The sequence below is a fragment of the Dysosmobacter sp. Marseille-Q4140 genome (genome assembly GCA_018228705.1).
Lineage (GTDB): Bacteria > Bacillota > Clostridia > Oscillospirales > Oscillospiraceae > Oscillibacter.
Genome location: CP073694.1, coordinates 3,030,954 through 3,050,186, shown reverse-complemented (window position 1 = coordinate 3,050,186; position 19,233 = coordinate 3,030,954). Strand labels below are relative to the sequence as shown.

The 19,233-nt window shown below is 60.2% G+C and carries 17 protein-coding genes, 4 tRNA genes and 3 rRNA genes; 5 read left to right on the top strand and 19 right to left on the bottom strand.

The window, feature by feature from the left end:
* Positions 1–95: 95 nt before the first annotated feature.
* Together KFE19_15305 and sfsA are read right to left on the bottom strand one after the other, a co-directional pair.
* A complete protein-coding gene (locus KFE19_15305; GenBank protein QUO39655.1) occupies positions 96–674 on the bottom strand; it encodes a manganese efflux pump in 579 nt (192 codons plus the stop codon).
* 13 nt (positions 675–687) lie between these two features.
* Positions 688–1,368 carry a DNA/RNA nuclease SfsA gene (sfsA, locus tag KFE19_15300; GenBank protein QUO37701.1) on the bottom strand — a complete coding sequence of 227 codons (681 nt, stop codon included), beginning with the start codon at positions 1,366–1,368 and terminating at the stop codon, positions 688–690.
* 262 nt (positions 1,369–1,630) lie between these two features.
* Between sfsA and KFE19_15295 the strand changes: the two genes are divergently transcribed.
* From KFE19_15295 to KFE19_15280, 4 genes are all read left to right on the top strand, one after another.
* The gene (locus KFE19_15295; protein QUO37700.1) at positions 1,631–1,906 is read left to right on the top strand and encodes an OadG family protein; all 276 of its coding nucleotides are present in this window, start codon (positions 1,631–1,633) and stop codon (positions 1,904–1,906) included.
* Positions 1,907–1,937: 31 nt separating this feature from the next.
* Positions 1,938–2,279 (top strand): biotin/lipoyl-binding protein, encoded by a 342-nt coding sequence (locus tag KFE19_15290; GenBank protein ID QUO37699.1) that lies wholly within the window; start codon positions 1,938–1,940, stop codon positions 2,277–2,279.
* A 14-nt stretch (positions 2,280–2,293) separates the two neighbouring features.
* Complete coding sequence (locus KFE19_15285) at positions 2,294–3,553, top strand: sodium ion-translocating decarboxylase subunit beta (protein QUO37698.1); 1,260 nt, start codon at positions 2,294–2,296, stop codon at positions 3,551–3,553.
* Between the two features lie 114 nt (positions 3,554–3,667).
* Entirely contained in the window at positions 3,668–5,134 is a 1,467-nt protein-coding gene (locus tag KFE19_15280) for a pyruvate carboxylase subunit B (protein ID QUO37697.1), read from the top strand.
* A 46-nt stretch (positions 5,135–5,180) separates the two neighbouring features.
* On the opposite strand, the gene KFE19_15275 is transcribed toward KFE19_15280, so the two are convergent.
* The 16 genes from KFE19_15275 to KFE19_15200 all read right to left on the bottom strand — a co-directional run bounded on the left by KFE19_15275 (position 5,181) and on the right by KFE19_15200 (position 17,172).
* Positions 5,181–5,951: a hypothetical protein gene (locus KFE19_15275; protein ID QUO37696.1), complete on the bottom strand. Its 771-nt coding sequence runs from the start codon at positions 5,949–5,951 to the stop codon at positions 5,181–5,183.
* On the bottom strand, positions 5,948–6,679 hold the full coding sequence (locus KFE19_15270; protein QUO37695.1) for a hypothetical protein: 732 nt from the start codon (positions 6,677–6,679) through the stop codon (positions 5,948–5,950). The genes KFE19_15275 and KFE19_15270 overlap by 4 nt, the downstream gene beginning before the upstream one ends.
* A gap of 7 nt (positions 6,680–6,686) precedes the next feature.
* The gene (locus KFE19_15265) at positions 6,687–7,025 is read right to left on the bottom strand and encodes a PadR family transcriptional regulator (protein QUO37694.1); all 339 of its coding nucleotides are present in this window, start codon (positions 7,023–7,025) and stop codon (positions 6,687–6,689) included.
* A complete protein-coding gene (locus KFE19_15260) occupies positions 7,022–7,651 on the bottom strand; it encodes a hypothetical protein (protein ID QUO37693.1) in 630 nt (209 codons plus the stop codon). The genes KFE19_15265 and KFE19_15260 overlap by 4 nt, the downstream gene beginning before the upstream one ends.
* Entirely contained in the window at positions 7,648–7,989 is a 342-nt protein-coding gene (locus KFE19_15255; protein ID QUO37692.1) for a hypothetical protein, read from the bottom strand. The genes KFE19_15260 and KFE19_15255 overlap by 4 nt, the downstream gene beginning before the upstream one ends.
* The gene (locus tag KFE19_15250) at positions 7,926–8,519 is read right to left on the bottom strand and encodes a hypothetical protein (protein QUO37691.1); all 594 of its coding nucleotides are present in this window, start codon (positions 8,517–8,519) and stop codon (positions 7,926–7,928) included. The genes KFE19_15255 and KFE19_15250 overlap by 64 nt, the downstream gene beginning before the upstream one ends.
* A 228-nt stretch (positions 8,520–8,747) precedes the next feature.
* A 5S ribosomal RNA gene (gene rrf, locus KFE19_15245) occupies positions 8,748–8,863 on the bottom strand.
* A gap of 71 nt (positions 8,864–8,934) precedes the next feature.
* Positions 8,935–9,009, bottom strand: a tRNA-Glu gene (locus KFE19_15240).
* Between the two features lies 1 nt (position 9,010).
* A tRNA-Lys gene (locus KFE19_15235) sits at positions 9,011–9,086 on the bottom strand.
* Positions 9,087–9,179: 93 nt separating this feature from the next.
* Positions 9,180–12,021: ribosomal RNA gene (locus KFE19_15230) — 23S ribosomal RNA — on the bottom strand.
* 265 nt (positions 12,022–12,286) lie between these two features.
* Positions 12,287–12,363: transfer RNA gene (locus KFE19_15225), tRNA-Ile, on the bottom strand.
* 79 nt (positions 12,364–12,442) lie between these two features.
* A tRNA-Ala gene (locus tag KFE19_15220) sits at positions 12,443–12,518 on the bottom strand.
* Positions 12,519–12,629: 111 nt separating this feature from the next.
* Positions 12,630–14,159: ribosomal RNA gene (locus tag KFE19_15215) — 16S ribosomal RNA — on the bottom strand.
* Together the 16S, 23S and 5S rRNA genes with 4 tRNA genes alongside form the textbook arrangement of a ribosomal RNA operon.
* A gap of 573 nt (positions 14,160–14,732) precedes the next feature.
* Positions 14,733–15,602: a DegV family protein gene (locus KFE19_15210; protein ID QUO37690.1), complete on the bottom strand. Its 870-nt coding sequence runs from the start codon at positions 15,600–15,602 to the stop codon at positions 14,733–14,735.
* Positions 15,603–15,751: 149 nt separating this feature from the next.
* On the bottom strand, positions 15,752–16,327 hold the full coding sequence (locus KFE19_15205) for a dipicolinate synthase subunit B (protein ID QUO37689.1): 576 nt from the start codon (positions 16,325–16,327) through the stop codon (positions 15,752–15,754).
* Positions 16,324–17,172, bottom strand: a complete 849-nt coding sequence (locus KFE19_15200) for a dipicolinate synthase (protein QUO37688.1) — start codon at positions 17,170–17,172, stop codon at positions 16,324–16,326. The genes KFE19_15205 and KFE19_15200 overlap by 4 nt, the downstream gene beginning before the upstream one ends.
* A 113-nt stretch (positions 17,173–17,285) precedes the next feature.
* On the opposite strand from KFE19_15200, the gene KFE19_15195 reads away from it, so the two are divergent.
* Complete coding sequence (locus KFE19_15195) at positions 17,286–17,969, top strand: YjjG family noncanonical pyrimidine nucleotidase (protein ID QUO37687.1); 684 nt, start codon at positions 17,286–17,288, stop codon at positions 17,967–17,969.
* 58 nt (positions 17,970–18,027) lie between these two features.
* On the opposite strand, the gene KFE19_15190 is transcribed toward KFE19_15195, so the two are convergent.
* Positions 18,028–19,173 (bottom strand): hypothetical protein, encoded by a 1,146-nt coding sequence (locus KFE19_15190; protein QUO37686.1) that lies wholly within the window; start codon positions 19,171–19,173, stop codon positions 18,028–18,030.
* Positions 19,174–19,233 lie beyond the last annotated feature (60 nt).

The following is a 19,233-nucleotide window of genomic DNA, read 5'->3' as shown; positions in this document are numbered from 1 at the left end:
CTCATCATACAGGATTTCTCTCCAGGTGTAAAGATTTTGTTAAGTTTTTGGAATGGAAAAAGCGCCGGGCAGTGCCCGGCGCTTTTTCGATACGCTTACAGGATCCCCAGGTGTTCCAGCAGAATCTTGGCTCCCAGCAGAATCAGCACGATGCCGCCGGTCAGCTCCGCCCGCTTCTTGTAGCGGGTACCGAAGAAATTGCCAACCACCACGCCGCCCAGGGAGATGCAGAAGGTGGTCACGCCGATGATGGTGACAGCCGGCAGGATCTTCACCCGGAAAAAGGCGAAGGTCACACCCACGGCCAGGGCGTCGATGCTGGTGGCGACGGCCATCATGAAAAGACGCTTGAAGTCCAACCGGTCCGCAACGGCGCAGGCAGTCTCCTCCTCTTCCTCCGGGGACATCGCCTCCCGGACCATGTTACCGCCGATGAGGGCCAGCAGGCCGAAGGCTACCCAGTGGTCCACATTCTCGATGTACCGGGCGAACTGGGAGCCCAGCACCCAGCCCAAAAAGGGCATCAGCGCCTGGAACCCGCCGAAGAACAGGGCGATCACCGTGCCGTGCCGCAGGTTCAGCTTCGGCATACACAGGCCCTGGCACACCGCCACGGCAAAGGCGTCCATGGACAGGCTGACGCCGATGAGAAACAGCTCCAAAATCCCCACAATACCAGACTCCCACTCACAAGATCACCGGCACCGGCCGGCGGACAGCGATGCTCTCTGGGGTCACCCGGCAGTCATACGCCTGCACATGAACACCCCGAGACACAGCAAACCGCAGCGCTTCCCCAAAGGCTGGATGAGTCTCGTCGTTGGGGGAAACGCTGTGGATATCCTCCATTTGTACCACAAAGAACAGCGTGGCGTCAAGCCCCTCCTCCACAGCCCGAGCCAGCTCCAGGATGTGCTTCACGCCCCGCTCCGTTGGCGCGTCGGGAAAGCGGGCGGCACCACCGTCCTCCAGGGTCACGCCCTTTACCTCCACCAGATGAGGACCGTGAAGCGTCTCCAGACAGAAGTCCAGCCGGGAATCCCCCCAGCGGACCTCCCGCCGCACGTCCGTCACCTCCGGAGAAAAGCCGCCGGCGCGAGCCCACTCCTCAAAGACGCGGTTGGGGGCCTGAGCGTCCATATTAATGAGCCGAGCCCCCTTCTCCACGGCGATCAGGTCAAAGGCCGTCCTCCGCCCCGGTGTGCGCCCCGGCTCCAGATATACGGTGGCGCCTGGCACCAGTAGCTCCCGACAGCGGCCGGTGTTCTTCACATGGCAGACCTGGACCCCCTCTGCTGTCTCCACGTGGGCGATGAAGCGGTTGGGCCGGACCAGGAACCGCCCGGATAAAACGTTCTGATATTGCATAAAGCTCCTTTCCGGAACCCGGGAAACCGCGCATTTTGTGCCCTCTCCCGGGGCTGTATCTCCTTTTATCATTATCTGTGTCCGCTCACATTTTGTCATCCAAGCAGAAACAAACGATTTCTTTTTCTTCCGCTTTGTGTATTTTGACAAATATTTACGCAAATTTTTTCGGTGTACCGCAGCCAAAAGCGGCACAATCCGCATTGTGTTCTTTCAAAAAAATTGATACAATGTACCTAAAAATCGCCCAAGGAGGGAATCTATGGACTACAATCATCTGTTTGTGTGTCTGATGGGCATGGGGACTGTGTTCTTCGGCCTGATCTGCCTGGTGGCGCTGAGCACACTGATGAGCGCGGTGCTGCGCTCCGTCGGAAAGCAGCCGGCGGTCTCCGCTCCGCCTGTCCCGGTGCCGACAGTACCGGCCGCGGGCGCCGCCATCACGCCGGAGCTGATCGCCGCCATCTCCGCCGCTGTAGCTGAGGACCTGGGCACCGATGTCACCGGCATCCGCATCCTGTCCGTCAAACCCTTATAAATCGTCTGTGCGAAAGAATGGGGAGGTTTCCATGAAGAAATACAAAGTGACCGTCAACGGCGTTGCCTATGAAGTAGAACTGGAGGAGCTGACCGGCGCGGCCCCTGCGCCTGCGGCCGCGGCTGCTCCGGCGCCGCCCCCGCCTCCGGCACCTGCCGGCGGCGAGCAGGTGACCGCTCCCATGCCCGGCACCATTCTCTCGGTGAACGTGGCCGTGGGCGACAGCGTCAAGCGGGGCCAGGTGCTGATGATCCTGGAGGCCATGAAAATGGAAAATGAGATCATGTGTCCCCGGGATGGCCGGGTAGCCGCCATCCAGACCGCCAAGGGCGCTGCGGTGGAGTCCGGCACGCCCCTTTGCACCATCCAGTGACGGGGTAACGGCCTATGGACGCTGTTTTGAATTTTATCACAAGCACCGGCTTTTATCAATTCACCCAGGGCGGTAACTGGAAATGCCTCATCATGATCGTCATTGCCTGTGTCCTGCTGTACCTGGGCATTGTAAAAAAGTTTGAGCCGCTGCTGCTGGTACCCATCGCCTTCGGCATGCTGGTGACCAACCTGCCCGGAGCGGAGATGTACCATGAGATCCTCTTTGCCGGGGGCCATATCCACTGGGACCTCTTCGGAGGCGCCCCAATCACGGCGGAGTTTTTGTCGGAAATGAGCGCCGCCGGGGTATCCGAAGCCGTGCTGGCCACGGCAGCGGTAGGCGAGACCATCTCCGTGGGACTGCTGGACGTGCTGTACCTGGGCGTAAAGCTGGGTATCTATCCCTGCCTGATCTTCATGGGCGTGGGCGCCATGACCGACTTCGGCCCCCTGATCGCCAACCCCAAGAGCCTGCTGCTGGGCGCGGCCGCGCAGCTTGGCATCTTCATGACCTATGTGGGCTGCCGCCTGATCGGCTTCACCGGTCCGGAGGCCTCTTCCATCGGCATCATCGGCGGCGCCGACGGTCCCACGGCCATCTTCGTCACCGTCATGCTGGCCCCGGCCCTGCTGGGCCCCATCGCCGTATCGGCCTACTCCTACATGGCCCTGGTGCCGGTGATCCAGCCGCCCATCATGAAGCTGCTGACCACCGAGGAAGAGCGCAAGATCGTCATGAAGCCCCTGCGGGAGGTCTCCAAGAAGGAGAAGATCGTGTTCCCCATCGTGGTGACCGTGTTCGTGGCCCTGCTGGTGCCCTCCGCGGCGCCGCTGATCGCCTGTTTGATGCTGGGGAACCTCTTCCGGGAATGCGGCGTCACCGAGCGGCTCAGCAAGACCGTACAGAACGAGCTCATCAACATCGTCACCATTTTCCTGGGGGTCTCCGTGGGCGCTACCGCCACCGGCACCACCTTCCTCAGCCCCCGCACCCTGGCCATCCTGGCCATGGGCATCGTGGCCTTCAGCTTCGGCACCGCCGGCGGCGTACTGCTGGCCAAGTTCATGAACCTGTTCCTCAAGGAGAAGATCAACCCCCTCATCGGCTCCGCCGGCGTGTCCGCCGTGCCCATGGCCGCCCGGGTGTCCCAGAAGGTGGGCCAGGAGGCCAATCCCGGCAACTTCCTGCTGATGCACGCCATGGGGCCCAATGTGGCCGGCGTCATTGGCTCCGCCATCGCCGCGGGCGTGCTGATCTCCCTGTTCGGCTGATTCTTTTTCTTGAAAGAAAAAGAACCAAAAAGAACGTTATCTCGCTACCGGGTCCGGTGATCTCCACAGCCGCAGCGGCGGCGACCGGCTCTGGTGCGCAAGCGGAGGTTTTTTATGGAATTTCTATCGAACAAACCGCTGTATCTCACCGATACCATCCTCCGGGACGCCCACCAGTCCCAGGCGGCCACCCGGATGCGTCTGGAGGACATGCTGCCCGCCTGCGAGGTGCTGGACTCCATTGGCTATTGGTCGCTGGAGTGCTGGGGCGGCGCCACCTTTGACGCCTGCATGCGCTTTTTGAACGAGGACCCCTGGGAGCGCCTGCGGGCCCTGCGCCGCGCTCTGCCCCACACGAAGCTCCAGATGCTCTTCCGCGGCCAGAACATCCTAGGCTACAAGCATTACGCCGATGACGTGGTGGACGCCTTCTGCGCCAAGAGCATTGAAAACGGCATCGACATCATCCGCATCTTTGACGCCCTCAACGACGTGCGGAACCTGGAACAGGCCATCCGCTCCACCAAGAAGTACGGCGGCATGGTGGAGGCCACCCTCAGCTATACCATCTCCCCCATCCACGACGAGGCGTACTTCGTGAAGCTGGCAAAGGAGCTGGAGCAGATGGGCGCCGACGTCATCTGCATCAAGGACATGGCAAACCTCCTTCTGCCCATGGACGCCTATTCCCTGGTCAAGCGATTGAAGGAGACGGTGTCCGTGCCCATCCATCTGCACACCCACAACACCACCGGCACCGGCGATATGGTGTATCTCATGGCGGCCTACGCCGGGGTGGACATCGTGGACACGGCCCTGAGCCCCCTGGCCAACGGCACCTCCCAGCCCGCCACGGAGTCCCTGGTGGCCACGCTCCAGGGCACCGCCCGGGACACGGGTCTGGATCTGAACAAGATGAGCGAGGCCGCCGTCCATTTCCGCAAGGTGGCCCAGCGGCTCAAGGACGAGGGGGCCCTGGACCCCAAGGTGCTGAACGTGGACACCAATACCCTTTTATACCAGGTGCCCGGCGGTATGCTCAGCAACCTCATCTCCCAGCTCAAGCAGGCCGGGAAAGAGGACCAGTACTACGACGTGCTGGCGGAGATCCCCCGGGTCCGGGAGGACTTCGGCTACCCGCCCCTGGTGACCCCCTCCAGCCAGATCGTGGGCACCCAGGCGGTGATGAACGTCATTATGGGGGAGCGGTACAAGACCTTCCCCAAGGAGTCCAAAGCCATGCTGCGGGGCGAATACGGCGCCCTGCCGGGCAAGGTCAACGAGGATGTCCGGGCCAAGGCCGGCATTGCTCCGGAGGAGGTCATCACCTGCCGCCCGGCAGACCTGCTGGAGCCGGAGCTGCCCAAGTATCGGGAGGAGTTCCGTGGTCTCGCCAAAAGCGACGAGGACGTCCTCTCCCTGGCCCTGTTCCCCCAGGTAGCGCCCAAGTTCCTTTCCTGGCGGGACGGCCCCCGCGAAGCTCCCAAACCGGAGCCGCCGAAGCCCGCGGCGCAGGCCGCGCCTCCCAACCCCGCCGACCCCAGCGCCGTGCGGGAGCTGTATGTGGAGTACAAGTTTTAATGAAAGAAGGACGGTATCGAATGATACCGTCCTTTTCTCTTGCCGCTCACCGGTCCGCGCCGCCGGGAAAGGAGTTCCACAGCTCCTGCTCCCAGGTCCCCAGGACCTGCCCCGCCGCGTCATAAAAGGTCACGGAGAGCTCCGCGGCAAAATCCGTTCCCACGACGCGCCGCCGGATGTTGTTGTAGGAGCGCAGGGCGCTCTCCTCCGCCATGGTCTTTGTCCGCAGGGCAGCTTCATTTTCCTCGTTGGGATATTTCAGTGTGATGGGAAAGCAATAGATACCCTGGGGGCTGGGGACGGACTCCATCACATAGGTCTCATCCCAGTCAAAGTGATCGCTGGCGGAGGTCCCGGCGCTCTCGTCCGTCCAGGATGCCTGGATGTCCGACCGCAGCCGCAGGCGGCACTCCGCCCGGGCCGCCTCCGGCTCGTCCGACCAGAAATACACCGTATCCGCAGGCGTCCCAGTCTGGGCCTGGAACAGCACGGCGCCGCCGTCCTCCGGCTGGGCGAAGCAAAACTCCCCCACGCTGCGGCTCCCCAGCCACCGGTAGCACCGGGAGGAGGCCAGCCGGCCGTCCTCCCACCGCAGCAACAGATCGGCCCGGTCCCTCTCCCATTCGGAGCAATACAGGATCTCCGGCGCCGCCAGGCCGTACTCCTCCGCCCGCCACCGCACCGCCAGCGCCACCGTGGGCGGGGCAAAGTCCCGCAGGGCCCAGGTGAACAGCAGCAGTACCACCACGGTCAGTAGGTTCCGAAAAATGCGCCCCTTTCGGCTCAGGCGGGGCAGGTATTCCCTGCAAATCTTCATGGCGCCGCCTCCTCTCCACCCGGCAGCTGGACTCGGATGGTCCACCCAGCGGCCAGATGAGTGATGTCCACCCACTCCGGGGCGTTTTCGATGCCGTCCAGTTCGATCCAGCCGTATGTTCGGACGGGCCGGTCCCCGGAGACGCTCCCTGTGATCCAGGGATAGCGGTAGCTCCTGTACACGGTGCCGTTGCTGTCCACCGCCTCCAGGCAGTCCATCAGCTCCGGGCCGTCCAGCCAGAATTTCAGCGTGGTGCACCGCAGGTCCAGGTGCAGCTGCCCCCTGCCGGTCTCCTGGTTGTCCACATACCGAACCTGTGTCACTTCCAGGCGGTAGGGGCCCGCCTGCACCGGCGGCGGGCAGGCCAGCTCTACGCCGATCCCCTCCCAGCTGTTGGAGATCTGCGCGCTCCAGTCCGGCCAGCCGCGATACAGCAGCGTCAGCAGTGTCAAGGCACAGGCAACCCACACCAGCGCCCGGCTGAGCTGCCACAGCCGCCCCAGCCAGGGCTTGTGGACCCGGTCCAGGGCCTTCCCGATGGTCTCCGGGTCCCCCATAGCCGTGAGCGCCCGCTGCTCCGCCAGCTCCGGCGGGTAGTCCAGCCGCTCCAGGTCCCGGACATGGTCCTCATAGTGAGCGGTCAGTTCCTGTTCAATGGCCGCCCGGTCCGGTTTGAAGCGCACCTGGGCCGTCACCGTGGACCGCCAGTTCCGAAAGTCCTCTCCCATAGCCGCCTCACGCCGGGGAGGTGCCGCAGACTACGGCGTTGACCTTCTCCGTGAAGGTGGTCCACTCGGCCTTCTTCTCCTCCAGGACCTTCCATCCCTTTTTGGTGATGCGGTAGTACTTGCGCACCCGGCCCGTCTCCGCCTCCTTCTCCCGCACCGTCACCAGCCGGTCCGCCTCCAGGCCGTGGAGGATGGGATACAGCGTCCCCTCCTTCAGCTCGAAGGTGTGGTCGCTGCGGCGGGCAAGTTCTGTGATCATCTGGTAGCCGTACATCTCCTCCCGGCTCAGCAGGGACAATACCAGCAGCGTGGTGCTGCCCGCCATCAAACTCTTGTCGATCTTCATACCGTCTCCTCCAATCCGCTCCGTTTCAGTTGGATTTCCCATAGTGCGTCTCCGTTCTGCCCGTAAGCAGTCAGCGTATAGGACAGCTGACGGGGCCAGCGGTTGCGAAAGGTTCCTGTGGATGCAGGAGCTCCCACGGGCTCTACGGGAAGGGAGAACACGCCCGGAGAGACCGCCTCTCCGGCGGCGGTATATACCCCGTCCACGGTCCCGTCCAGATCGCCGTCCACCCGGATCTCCACCTCCATGCGGACAGCGTCTCCCGTGTCTCCCAAAACCAGCAGCCGGTCCTCGCCTCCAGCGGGCAGGCAGAGGATTCCCTCTGTTGGAACGTACATCTGTGCACTGCCCGCGATCCGCCAGAGCAGTCCCTGGCGGTAGACGGGCGCCTCCAAAAAGCAGGCTCCGCAGCGAAGGTACATCCTGCTGAACGCGCCTTCCCGCTCTATGTAGAGGATCTCCGGGTCGGAGAGCAGATTTTCCCGGGCGATCTGTCGGGCCAGCATAGCCCGGCTCCAGGCCGGAAAGCCCAGCATGACCCAGAGTGCTCCCGCCATCAAACCGGACAGCAGCAGGTTTCGAATGATCCGGACCCTGCGGTTGGTCCGCTTCTTCACCTGTCTCATGAGGGCCCCTCCCATGTGATTCGAAAGGCCCAGTTGTTGTCTCCGTAGGGAAAGGACAGCTCCGTCCATTCTACCGGCTCACAGGCAGTCATGGTCAGGCAGAGATACCATCCGCCCAGATCGCGGCTGTCCTCCAAGCGGTAGCTGTCCGCATCACTGGAGAGGGGAATGGCATTGGAGGACTCGGAAATCAAAAACCAGTTGTCTGTCTCTCCACTGTGAAAGGGGTTGTTTTTTTCATTCTGGAACGGAACCTCCCCGCTACCAAGCAGGCTCAGGTCATCCAGAACGTCGTCCGGCAGCCCGTACCACAGGTGCTCCGGCTCCAGACGCAGCAAACACTCCGCTCTGTAAAATCCGCCGTCATTTTGCCCCACCATTTTCCTTCCAAGAGCGAGAGCGTGTAGCCTGGCAGCTGCGCGGGCTGCGCTTCCAGCGTTCCCATGAAGTGCCAAGGGGTGACGCCCTCCTGTTCATTCAGCAGTTGATAGCTGCCCACGATGGCCTGATATCCCCCCAGATCCTCCGGCGGAAACAGGGTATTTCCCACCATATGAAAAAAGTCGCCGGTCCCGGGAAGGGACAGCAGACATGCAACCGTTGTCAAGACCAGCACAGCCCGGCTGGCCATCCACAGCCACCCCAGCCAGGGCTTGTGGACCCGGTCCAGGGCTTTTCCGACCAGTTCCGGGTCGCCCATGGCGGCCAGAGCCCGCTCCTCCGCCAGCTGCCAGGGGTAATCCAGCCGCTCCAGATCCCGGGTATGATCCTGAAAATGGTCGGTCAGCTCCCTGGCGATAGATTTCCGGTCCGGCCAGAAACGCACCTGTGCCGTCACCTGGTCCCGCCAGTCAGTAAACGCGCTCATTCTCACACCCCCCGGAAGCAAATACCTCGGCCATCTATGTTTATCATACATAGATGGCCGAGGTTTGTCAAGCAGTTTCCGGGTCAGTAGTTTCATCAAGCGATGAAGCCATGTCTCATTCAGCTCCACAGTTGGTTGATCTGCATCCGAGCAGCCGTCTGGCAGGGGCAGCTTCGGTGCGCGGGGTAAAAAGAAAAAAAGAGACACACTCATGGGAGTGTGTCTCAGTGTTGGCGCTACCTATTTTCCCGGGCCGTCGCCAGCCAAGTATTGTCGGCAGGAACGAGCTTAACTACCGTGTTCGGAATGGGAACGGGTGGACCCTCGCCCTAATCAGCACCAACTTCTGTCTTCCGGTCTTGCCGGAGAACATCCTGTATTATATTGTCTTTCGCTCTCTTTGTCAAGAAGAGTTTGGTGACCCGTACCGGATTCGAACCGATGTTAACGGCGTGAGAGGCCGCTGTCTTAACCACTTGACCAACGGGCCATGGTGCACCTTCACGGACTCGAACCGGGGACCCACTGATTAAGAGTCAGTTGCTCTACCAACTGAGCTAAAGGTGCATACTCTTCTTTTCACGAGCGTGCGCTTTTCACTGCACCCTCAAAACCGAACAATGTGACATCCACTTCTTCAGGCCGCCTGCTTTCTTCTTGTAGGTCAAGCCCTCGGGCTATTAGTACCGGTCAGCTGCATGCATTACTGCACTTCCACCTCCGGCCTATCAACCAGGTAGTCCTCCTGGGCCCTTACCCTCTTTCGAGGTGAGAGATCTCATCTTAGGGGGAGTTTCACGCTTAGATGCTTTCAGCGTTTATCTCGTCCGTACTTAGCTACCCAGCTATGCCCTTGGCAGAACAACTGGTGCACCAGAGGTACGTCCATCCCGGTCCTCTCGTACTAAGGACAGCTCCCTTCAAATCTCTTACGCCCGCAACAGATAGGGACCGAACTGTCTCACGACGTTCTGAACCCAGCTCGCGTGCCACTTTAATCGGCGAACAGCCGAACCCTTGGGACCGAATTCAGCCCCAGGATGTGACGAGCCGACATCGAGGTGCCAAACCTCCCCGTCGCTGTGGACGCTTGGGGGAGATCAGCCTGTTATCCCCAGGGTAGCTTTTATCCGTTGAGCGATGGCATTTCCACTCACATACCACCGGATCACTAACTCCAACTTTCGTTACTGCTCGACCCGTCGGTCTCGCAGTTAGGCTGGCTTCTGCGTTTACACTCACTGCACGATTTCCGTCCGTGCTGAGCCAACCTTTGAGCGCCTCCGTTACACTTTAGGAGGCGACCGCCCCAGTCAAACTGCCCGCCTAACAGTGTCCCCCGACCGGATTCACGGCCGCAGGTTAGAAAATCAGCAATCCAAGAGTGGTATCCCACCGGCGACTCCACCCAAGCTGACGCCCGGGCTTCCATGTCTCCCACCTATCCTGTACATGAATTACCGATTTCCAGTATTAAGCTGCAGTAAAGCTCCATGGGGTCTTTCCGTCTAGTTGCGGGTAACCGGCATCTTCACCGGTACTACAATTTCGCCGGGCGGGCTGTTGAGACAGTGCCCAAATCATTACGCCTTTCGTGCGGGTCAGAACTTACCTGACAAGGAATTTCGCTACCTTAGGACCGTTATAGTTACGGCCGCCGTTTACCGGGGCTTCAATTCAATGCTTCACCTTGCGGCTGACATCTCCTCTTAACCTTCCGGCACCGGGCAGGCGTCAGCCCATATACGTCATCTTTCGATTTAGCATAGACCTGTGTTTTTGGTAAACAGTTGCTTGGGCCTTTTCACTGCGGCCTCTTTCGAGGCTCCCCTTATTCCGAAGTTACGGGGTCAACTTGCCGAGTTCCTTAACAACCCTTCTCCCGTTGGCCTTAGGATTCTCTCCTCATCTACCTGTGTCGGTTTGCGGTACGGGCACCTTAGTATACCCCAGAGCTTTTCTCGCCTCCAAGCATCGCCGACTTCGCTACTATATTTCGCTCCCTTTCGCCCGGGTCAACCAACGCCCGGGTTCGGCTATCTCAAAGTGTCCCTCTGGCTTAAAGTTCGGTGGTTACGGAATTTCTACCGTATGTGCATCGACTACGCCGTTCGGCCTCGCCTTAGCTCCCGACTTACCTTGGGCGGACGAACCTTCCCCAAGAAACCTTAGATTTTCGGCCATTATGATTCCCACATAATTCTCGCTACTCATTCCGGCATTCTCACTTCTGTACAGTCCACCGCTGCTCCCGCTGCGACTTCGCCCCGTACAGAACGCTCCCCTACCACTGTCTTGCGACAATCCCAAGCTTCGGTTATACGCTTAGCCCCGTTACATTTTCCGCGCAGAGTCACTCGACCAGTGAGCTATTACGCACTCTTTTAATGAGTGGCTGCTTCTAAGCCAACATCCTGGTTGTTTTCGCAATTCCACATCGTTTTCCACTTAGCGTATATTGGGGACCTTAGCTGTGGGTCTGGGCTGTTTCCCTTTTGACAATGAAACTTATCTCACACTGTCTGACTGCTATGCATCAATTAGCCGGCATTCTTAGTTTGATAGGCGTCGGTAACTTTATCAGCCCCTAAACCATTCAGTGCTTTACCTCCGGTAATCTAACATAACGCTAGCCCTAAAGCTATTTCGGGGAGAACCAGCTATCTCCGAGTTCGATTGGAATTTCACCGCTACCCACAAGTCATCCGCCACCATTGCAACGGGGGTCGGTTCGGTCCTCCATGGGGTTTCACCCCCACTTCAACCTGCTCATGGGTAGGTCACCCGGTTTCGGGTCTATGGCAACGAACTTTACACGCCCTATTCAGACTTGCTCTCGCTTCGCCTCCGGTACTGAATACCTTAAGCTTGCTCGTTACTATAACTCGCCGGACCGTTCTACAAAAAGTACGCCATCACACTTTAACGTGCTTTGACTGCTTGTAAGCACAAGGTTTCAGGTTCTCTTTCACTCCCCTCCCGGGGTCCTTTTCACCTTTCCCTCACGGTACTGCTCCTCTATCGGTCATCAGGTAGTATTTAGGCTTGGATGGTGGTCCACCCGGTTTCCCACGGGGTTTCACGTGTCCCGCGGTACTCTGGATCCGATCGAGTGCACATCGCCTTTCGCCTACGGGGCTCTCACCCTCTGTGGCGGGCCTTCCCAGACCCTTCGGCTAAACTAGTGCACCGTATGATCGTCCGCAACCCCGGAGAATAAATCCTCCGGTTTGGCCTTCTCCGCGTTCGCTCGCCACTACTAGCGGAATCTCGGTTGATGTCTTTTCCTCGCCCTACTTAGATGTTTCAGTTCAGGCGGTTCCCCGCGTACGCCTATTTGATTCAACGCACGCTACACAGGTATTGCCTGTGTGGGTTGCCCCATTCGGAAATCTCCGGATCACAGGATATTTGCTCCTCCCCGAAGCTTATCGCAGCTTATCGCGTCCTTCGTCGGCTCCTGATGCCAAGGCATTCCCCTTGCGCTCTTTCTAGCTTGACCTTTCAGTCAGAGAAATCTTGGTTCTCTTAAGAATTATGCAGGCTTCACAAAGATTGAAATTGTAATCGTTACCCTCATCTTTTCAGATGTGTTCCACAATTAAAATTTGCTTGCCGCGTCTTTTGACGCAGCAACCTCTCTGTTGCCTTACTTCATACATGTCACATTGTTCAGTTTTCAAGGTGCAGCTTTCCAGCCTCGTTTGAAGCCAGATCTCAAAGTCCAATCCCTTGGGCTTTGAGATCCGACAGCAAATGCCGTCTTCTGGTGGGCCCGAGTGGGCTCGAACCACCGACCTTACGATTATCAGTCGTACGCTCTAGCCAGCTGAGCTACGGGCCCGTCTCTCTCAGATCTTCCGATCTGCCGAAAGCGCCTCTTTAAAGTTTTCTTTGCCTACTTTCTTTTTCAAAAGAAAGTATGGTGGAGATAGTCGGGATCGAACCGGCGACCTCCTGCTTGCAAGGCAGGCGCTCTCCCAGCTGAGCTATATCCCCTCGTATCCCCTAGGGCGTGTACCCTCTAAATTAAACAACGTAACTACTTCGTCCCCAGACGTCTGACCAGGATGTTACGACCAGATATCTCACTGATCGAGGTCTCCTTAGAAAGGAGGTGATCCAGCCGCACCTTCCGATACGGCTACCTTGTTACGACTTCACCCCAATTATCGAACCCACCTTCGGCCGCGCCCCCCTTGCGGTTAGGCTACGGACTTCGGGTGTTCCCGACTCTCATGGTGTGACGGGCGGTGTGTACAAGGCCCGGGAACGTATTCACCGCGGCATGCTGATCCGCGATTACTAGCGATTCCGACTTCACGCAGGCGGGTTGCAGCCTGCGATCCGAACTGGGACGGCTTTTAGGGGTTCGCTCTGCCTCGCGGCTTTGCCTCCCTCTGTTGACCGCCATTGTATTACGTGTGTAGCCCAGGACATAAGGGGCATGATGATTTGACGTCGTCCCCACCTTCCTCCGTTTTGTCAACGGCAGTCTCGCTAGAGTGCTCTTGCGTAGCAACTAACAATAGGGGTTGCGCTCGTTGCGGGACTTAACCCAACATCTCACGACACGAGCTGACGACAACCATGCACCACCTGTCTCTGCTTTCCCCGAAGGGCACCTGATGTATCTCTACTTCGTTAGCAGGATGTCAAGCCCTGGTAAGGTTCTTCGCGTTGCTTCGAATTAAACCACATAATCCACCGCTTGTGCGGGCCCCCGTCAATTCCTTTGAGTTTCAACCTTGCGATCGTACTCCCCAGGTGCAATACTTATTGTGTTAACTGCGGCACGCAGGGGGTCAGTCCCCGCACACCTAGTATTGATCGTTTACAGCGTGGACTACCAGGGTATCTAATCCTGTTTGCTCCCCACGCTTTCGCGCCTCACCGTCAGTTGTCGTCCAGTAACCCGCCTTCGCCACTGGTGTTCTTCCTAATATCTACGCATTTCACCGCTACACTAGGAATTCCGGTTACCTCTCCGATACTCAAGACCGACAGTTTCAAATGCAGTTTGGAGGTTGAGCCTCCAGATTTCACATCTGACTTATCAGCCCGGCTACACGCCCTTTACACCCAGTAAATCCGGACAACGCTTGCCACCTACGTATTACCGCGGCTGCTGGCACGTAGTTAGCCGTGGCTTATTCGTCAGGTACCCTCTTCTACTGTTCCCTGACAAAAGAAGTTTACAACCCGAAAGCCTTCTTCCTTCACGCGGCGTTGCTGGGTCAGACTTGCGTCCATTGCCCAATATTCCCCACTGCTGCCTCCCGTAGGAGTCTGGGCCGTATCTCAGTCCCAATGTGGCCGGTCAACCTCTCAGTCCGGCTACTGATCGTCGCCTAGGTGGGCCGTTACCCCGCCTACTAGCTAATCAGACGCGAGGCCATCTTCCAGCGATAAATCTTTGGCATGTCCGGGATGCCCCGGTCATGCGTCATGCGGTATTAGCAGTCGTTTCCAACTGTTGTCCCCCTCTGGAAGGCAGGTTCCTCACGCGTTACTCACCAGTCCGCCACTAAGCATTCCCTTCACTTGGCCGAAACCTCGATCAGGGGTGCTCCGTTCGACTTGCATGTGTTAAGCACGCCGCCAGCGTTCGTCCTGAGCCAGGATCAAACTCTCTATAAAATGGTATCAACACGAGCCGTAGCTCGAGCTAATCTTTCATAGAGCTATTTTCCATAGCTTCATCTTTTGCCTCCGCGACCGGTAATTGACTCAACCCGGTCCTTCGGCTTCTTTGGTTCTTCTTCCGTGATCTCTCACAAAAGAAGCGTCCGTCTGGTGCTTTCTTTTCGTTACGTTGTTTAATTTACAAGGTGCACGCCGCTCCCGGCGGGTGAGAAATACTGTACCACAAAGTTCGTGGCTTGTCAACACTTTTTTCGGATTTTTTTGTTTTCCAGTGTTGCGCTCCGTATCACTCGTGCCGGACAGCTTTGTTAGAATACCAAAGGCCTACGGAAAAGTCAACCCTCTTTTTCCCTGTTTGTGGATATTTTTCGAGGTCCGATCTATTTTTTCCACATTTTGGTTTTCCTCGCTGTCATGCGCTAATGTCTATTATATCTATCATTAGTTTTACTTATTGATTTGCACGGATTTTACACCGGTCTTTCGTCATTTTAACCGGAAGCCCCAAATATGTGGAAAAACCGGCGGCATTTCTCCACAGGAAATGCCGCCGGTACAACTGCGGTTTCAACGGTGCTCCGCCAGGAAGAACAGCGTCACAAGGCCCGGACCAGTGTGGGCGCCGATGATGGGGCCCAGGTCGGCGATCAGCACCTCTCTCGGATGGAAGGCCGCGCGGATCTGGTCCGCCAGGGCCTGGGCCTCCGGCAGGCAGTCCGCGTGGTTGATAAGGACCGTCTCCTGATCCGGCAGGGCGGTCTCCTGCATATGGCGGAACAGGGCCTGGACGGCTGCCTTGCGGCCCCGGACCTTCTCCATGGGGATCAGGTGGCCCTCATTGTCCACATGGAGCACCGGCTTGATGTTGAGCATGGTGCCCACCACGGCCGCTGCGGAGGACACCCGGCCGCCCCGCTTCAGGTACACCAGATCGTCCACGGTGAACCAGTGGCCCACGTGGAGTTTGGTCTCCTCGGCGAAGTCCCGGACCTCCTCGATCGCGGCGCCGGCCTTCCGCTTCCGCCCCGCCAGCAGCACCAGCAGGCCCTGCCCACCGGAGGCGGCCAGGGTATCCACCGTGTAGATCTTCCGGTCCGGATACCGCTCCCGCAGGTCCTCCGCCGCGATGGCGCAGGCGTCCCGGGTGCTGGAGAGGCCGGAGGAAAAGCACAAAAACAGCACGTCCCGGCCCTGGCGCAGATGCTTTTCCATCCCCTCGGTCAGCTCCACCACGTTGGCAGCGGCAGTGACGGCCACAGCCCCCTCCCGCATTCTCTGATAGAAGTCTTTGATCGGATAGGCACGGGCATCGGGATAGTGGGGGTAGTTCTTCCCGTCAATGGTAAAGGACAGGGGCAGCACCTCCACATCCGCTTCGGTCACCAGTTCCGGCGACAGATCACAGGAGGACTCCGTCAGGATCACGTACTCGCTCATGTCGGCTTTGTTCCTTTCCTCAGTCCCCGCCATTTTCCCGGCAGAAACGTTTTTCGTTATGATACCACAAATGGTCCTCTATTTCCATATACAATTCTGACAATCGCAGACGGACGTAAAAAGCGGGAGGGACCTCCCTCCCGCTTCTCTCACCGCAGCAGCACCGGCTGGATCTGCTCGCCCCGGAGGGCGGCATCCACCGTCTCCGGGATCTTGGAAAAGTCCGCCACCAGAGAGCTGGGCTTCGCCTGGGCATTGTCCTGGCCGAAGGGCACGAAGTAGTAGTTCTTGCGCACCAGCAGCTCCCCGATGTTCCGGGCTCCGGCCGCCAGACCGTCGTTGCTGGCCATGGCGATCACCACCGGCCGGCCGTTGCGCAGGTGGGCCTTGGCCGCCATGGTGACGGCGGTGTCGGTGATGCCCGCCGCCAGCTTGGCAATGGTGTTGCCGGTGGCCGGCGCGATCACCAGCACATCCAGCAGCCCCTTGGGGCCGATGGGCTCCACAGCGGGGATGTCGCACAGGACCTCCTGCCCCGTCAGATCCTCCAGGCGCTCCATCAGGGCGTCGGAGGTGCCGAAGCGGGTGTCGGTGAAGGCGGTCAGCTCCGAGGCGATGGGGATCACCGTCTCATAGAGTTCCGTCATCTGCTCCAGGGCCTCCAGGACCTGGGCGTGGGTGCAGAAGGAACCGCACAGCGCAAATCCGACCCGTTCTTTTCTCACACTGAGTCACCTCGTTCTTCCATCATGTAATAGACCGCGTCCCGGATGACCGCCGCCGCGGTGCGGGGCACCAGCCGTCCCGGCAGGGAGCGGGCCCACACCCATGGCAGCCCCAGGGCCGCCGCGGCGGTCTGGTCGATCCCCGGGACCGAGGCCAGATCCACGCACAGGCAGTCCCCGGGCAGCTGACGCAGCAGCGGTCCGTCCAGGACCGGGGAGGGGACCGTGTTGAACACCGCGCCGAAAGCCTCCAGACGGCCATCCAGGTCCCCGGTCTCCAGGGCCCGCCAGCCGTAGGCCCGAATCCAGGCCAGGTCCCCGGGCCTGCGGGCGGTGGCAGTCACATGGGCGCCCAGGCCGTGGAGCCGGTGGCTCAGGAGCTTTCCGATGCGGCCGAACCCCAGCACCAGGCAGTCCAAGCCCAGCAGCGTCCGGTCCAATCGCTCCATGGACACCTGGACGGCGGCCTCTGCCGTGGCGGCGGCGTTGGCCACGGTCAGCTCCTCCCGGAGGAAGTAGTCCTCCAGCCGGAGCCCCCGCTCCTCCGCCTCCCGCCGCTGCTGAGGCTTCACCTGCCCGGCCAGCAGCAGCTGTCCCCGGCGGAACCGCCGGAACAGGTCCGCGGTGGGCATGGGCGCGTCCTCACAGTTGAGGACCCCGTCCCCCCGGCACAGCGGCAGGGGCAGGATCACCGTCTCCGCCGACACGGCCCGGTCCAGGGCCTCCGGCCCCGTGCCGGCGCCGCCGACGCCATAAGTAAAAACGGTATGTCCGTCCGCTTCCAGCAGCCGCACCAGCTCCGCCTGCCGCCGGTCTCCGCCGATCACTCCAAAGGTCTTGTTCATCCGGCATTCCCCCTCGCACCATGTTATGGCGGGAGGGCCGCGGAGGTGATTGCCAGGCGCGGATCATTGTGGTAGGATAAACTTGACAAATCACCCCGAAAGGACACCCAGCCATGAAGTATCCCTACCTGCTCTTCGACGCCGACGACACCTTATTTGATTTTCCCCGGGCCTCCGCCCGGGCCTTCTCCATCATGTGTGCCCGGCACGGCATCCCCGACACGCCGGAGGTCTATCAGATCTATCACGAGATCAACCTGGAGCTGTGGACCGCCTTCGACCGAGGGGAAGTCACCAAGGAGTTCGTGACGCTGGAGCGGTACGTCCGCTTTCTCCGGGCCCTGGGCTCTGCCGAGGACCCGGCCCGGTGCAACGCCGACTATCTCTCCGCCCTGGGGGAGGGCGTCTACCCCCTGCCCCACGCGGAGGAGGTCTGCCGGACCCTGGCCCAGCGGGGCCACCGGCTGTACATCGTCACCAACGCCGTGGCCTCCGTTCAGCGCAGCCGCCTGAAGGGCAGCGTCTTTTCCCGCTATATCACCGACGCCTTCATCTCCGAGGACGCCGGGGCCTCTAAGCCCAGCGCCGCCTACTACGACTATGTCCGCCGGTGCCTGCCGGACCTGACGGCGGAGAACAGCCTGGTGATCGGGGACTCCCTGGCTACGGACATCCGGGGCGCCAACAACGCCGGGCTCCAGTGCTGCTGGTTCAACCCCGGCGGAAAGTCCCGGCCGGAGGATCTGCGGATCGACTACGAGATCTCCGACTTGCGGGAACTGCTGGAGATCGTGTGAGACAACCCACAACTATATAAAACACGGCGCCGGGAGAAATCCCGGCGCCGCGCCCTTTTCAAAATACCTGCCAGCCCGCCTCAGGAGCCTGGGTGTCCGTCTCCGGGGTGTACAGATAGCACTGCCTGTCCCGGAAGGACAGGGCAAAGGCGCTGCCCCAGTCGTCCCGGAACACGCCGTCGGTCCCCAGGCTGCCGGAAAAATAGTTCACGCAGTAGGCGTAAACCGTCTCCCCCTGGAGGCTCAGGACCACGTACTGGTCCGGCGCGCCCGCCTCGTCCGTCAGGGCCAGTACACAGTCGGTGCAGCCGTCGCCGTCCACATCCAGCCAGGTAAGCCGGGAGAGCGTCTGCGGGCTCTCGACCCAGGGGTCCACGCCGCCAGGGGCCAGGTAGTCCCCAAGGGCCATCTCCCCGGTGTCGCCGCCAAAGCCGTCGGCGCTGACGCCCACCAGGGGCCGCTCCCCCGCCAACACCGCCTCGATCGCGGCCCGGGCCGTCTCCGAGGCCGTCTCCGCCGTCCGCTGGCGGCCATAGTCGTCGATGGGCAGCGTCAGGGGCTCCACCGGGACGGTCCCCGTCTCCTCCTGCATCCAAAGTCCCAGGGTGGTACGGGCCTCCCAGAGATACCGGCTGCCGGGGACGATGTCCGTCATGTCCGTATATTCCGCGTCCGGGTCTGTCAGAGTCTCTTCGAACACGGTCTCCTGTTCCAGTGTACCGTCCGCCAAACGCAGCTCCTCCACATAATGTGCGCCCATGTGGCCCCAGTTCCATACCATGGCGTTCTCACCGGGGCTGGTATAGAAGCTGGTGTGGCCGGAGGGCAGGTCCCCCGCCAGCGCCATTTCCCCATCCCGGAAGGTGTAGATCTGCGTATGATCGGCCGCCTCGCAGTTGCCGAAGCGGACCAGCAGCTCCGGAACGCCGTCCTTGTCAATGTCGTAGAGCACATAGCCGCTGCTCAGAGCCCCCACCTCGCCGGGGTAGGCATTGGGGTCGTAGTCCGGCCGGTCTGTATCCCGCACCGCCGCCTCCTGAGTGCACAGCTCCGTGAGGAACGCCTTGTATGCACTCCGCCAGGGCTCCGCTTTTGTCTGCTCCGCCGCCGGGGCGTCTGAAGTCGTCCCCGCAGGGGCGCACCCTGCCAGCAGGCCGCAGACGGCCAGGGCTGCCAGCAGCTGTACGTTCCGCTTTCCGTTCAAAAAAAGCACCGCCCTTTCACCGTTTGACAACAGTGTAAGGGCGGTTCGGCTTTATGTCAA